The sequence below is a fragment of the Streptomyces sp. NRRL S-495 genome (assembly GCF_000966955.1).
Lineage (GTDB): Bacteria > Actinomycetota > Actinomycetes > Streptomycetales > Streptomycetaceae > Kitasatospora > Kitasatospora purpeofusca.
This window is the reverse complement of record NZ_JZWY01001173.1, coordinates 1-2517: the sequence shown is the minus strand read 5'-3', so window position 1 is coordinate 2517 and position 2517 is coordinate 1. Positions and strand designations below refer to the sequence as shown.

Annotated in this window: 1 protein-coding gene; it reads left to right on the top strand. The window is 70.9% G+C overall.

The window, feature by feature from the left end; genetic code table 11:
• Positions 1-93: 93 nt before the first annotated feature.
• The coding region (locus tag VR45_RS40265) for a non-ribosomal peptide synthetase (protein WP_159394549.1) at positions 94-2517 on the top strand (2424 nt) is incomplete at its 3' end.

Sequence of the window (2517 nt, the reverse complement as noted above, 5' to 3'; positions counted from 1 at the left end):
GCGGTGGATGTGCTGGGTGCGGACGAGCGTCGCCGGGTGCTGTCGGAGTGGAACGACACCACCGCGGTCGGAACCGGGTCGATGGTTCCGCAGGTGTTCGAGGCACAGGTGGCGCGGACGCCGGAGGCGGTGGCCGTGGTGTCCGCCGGTGCGTCGGTGTCGTACGCGGAGTTGGATGCGCGGGCGAACCGCCTTGCCCACTATCTGGTCAGCCAGGGTGTTGGCCCGGAGGCGGTGGTGGGGCTGGCGTTGCCGCGTGGCGTGGAGATGATCGCCGGGATTCTGGCGGTGTGGAAGGCGGGGGCGGGATACCTGCCGGTGGACATGTCCCAGCCGGCGGAGCGGGTCGCGTTCACGGTGAAGGACTCGCGGGCGCAGTTGGTGCTGACCACTGATGAGGTGCTGGAGGACCTGCCGTCGGTGGGTGTGCGTCTGGTGGCGGTGGACGGCACGTTGACGGCGATGCAGTTGGCGACGGCGCCGACCACCTCGCCCGGCGTGGCGGTGGATCCGCGGTCGCTGGCGTATGTCATCTACACCTCCGGTTCGACGGGTCGTCCGAAGGGCGTGGCCGTTACGCACGGGGGTCTGGCGAACTACGTGTCCTCGGTGCCGGCCCGGGTCGGTTTCGAGGGTGGTAGGTATGCGCTGTTGCAGGCGCAGGCGACCGACCTGGGGAACACGGTGCTGCTCGCGAGCCTGCTGTCGGGTGGTGAGCTGCATGTCCTGGACGAGGAGGCCGTCACCGATCCGCGTCTGGTCGCGGACTATCTGACCGAGCACGGGATCGACTTCCTGAAGGTGGTGCCCTCGCACCTGGCGGCGCTGGGTGCGGTGGGTGGTCTGGAGCGGGTGTTGCCGGGACGGTCGGTGGTGCTGGGCGGTGAGGCCGCCTCGCCGGCGTGGGTGGCGGAGCTGCTGGCGGCTGCCGGTGAGCGGGATGTGTTCAACCACTACGGTCCGACGGAGACCACGATCGGTGTGGCGACCACCCGTCTGACGTCGGGTGGGGTGGTGCCGGTGGGTTCGCCGGTGGCCAACACCCGCTTCTACGTGCTGGACGAGCGCCTCGACCCGGTGCCGGTGGGCGTGGCGGGTGAGTTGTACGTGGCGGGTGCGCAGCTGGCGCGCGGCTATGTGCGCCGTCCTGGCTTGACCGCGGAGCGGTTCGTGGCGTGCCCGTTCGGCAGCGGCACGGGGGTCCCGGAGCGGATGTACCGCACGGGTGACCGTGCGAAGTGGTCGGACGACGGCGAGATCGTGTTCCTGGGCCGTGCGGACGACCAGGTGAAGATCCGTGGTTTCCGGATCGAGCCGGGTGAGGTGGCCAGTGCCCTGACGGCTCACCCGCTGATCGCCCAGGCCGCCGTGATCGCCCGCGAGGACACCCCGGGGGACAAGCGCCTGGTCGCCTACGTGGTCGCGGACGACCCGGAGGATGTGGACGACACGCTCGCGGACGGGGTGCGGACCTTCGTCGCCGCCCGGTTGCCGGAGCACATGGTGCCCTCCGCCGTGGTGGCGCTGGACGCCCTGCCGCTGACGGGCAACGGGAAGTTGGACCGCGGGGCGCTGCCCTCGCCGGACTTCGCGTCGGTGGGCGGGGTGTCGAGCCGTGGGCCGGCGTCGGTGCAGGAGGAGATCCTGTGCCGGGCGTTCGCCGAGGTCCTCGGGTTGGAGAGCGTCGGCGTCGATGACGATTTCTTCGCGCTGGGTGGGCATTCGCTGCTGGCGGTGTCGTTGGTGGAGATGTTGCGGGCGCGTGGGGTCTCGGTGTCGGCGAAGGCGTTGTTCCAGACGTCGACCCCCGCGGGCCTGGCGGTCGAGGCGGGTTCGGAGCAGGTGGCCGTGCCGGCGAACCTCATCCCCGAGGACGCCACGGAGATCACCCCGGAGATGCTGCCGCTGGTGGAGCTGACCGAGGCCGAGCTCGGGTTGATCGTGGCGAAGGTGCCCGGTGGTGCCGCGAACGTCGCGGACGTCTACCCGCTGGCCCCGCTCCAGGAGGGCATCCTCTTCCACCACTTGATGAAGGCGGGGCGTGAGGGTGAGCGGGACGTGTATGCCGGGCCGACGGTGCTCGGGTTCGACTCCCGCACGCGGCTCGACTCGTTCCTGAACGCGCTGCAGCGGGTGATCGACCGGCACGACGTGTACCGCACGGCGATCGTGTGGGAGGGTCTGCGCGAGCCGGTCCAGGTCGTGGCCCGACACGCCGGGCTGCCGGTCCGGGAAGTCGTGCTGGATCCGCAGGGCGCCGACGTGGCGGAGCAGTTGCTGTCCATCGGCGGCGCCTGGATGGAACTGGACCGGGCCCCGCTGATGGACGTGCACATCGCCGCCGAACCGAACGGCGACGGCTGGCTGGCCCTGCTGCGCGTCCACCACCTGGTGCGGGACGACACAACGACGGACGCGCTGCTGGGGGAGGTGCGTGCCTTCCTGACCGGGCGGGGCGAGTCGCTGTCCAAGGGGCTGCCGTTCCGCGACTTCGTCGTCCAGGCCCGCCTCGGTACG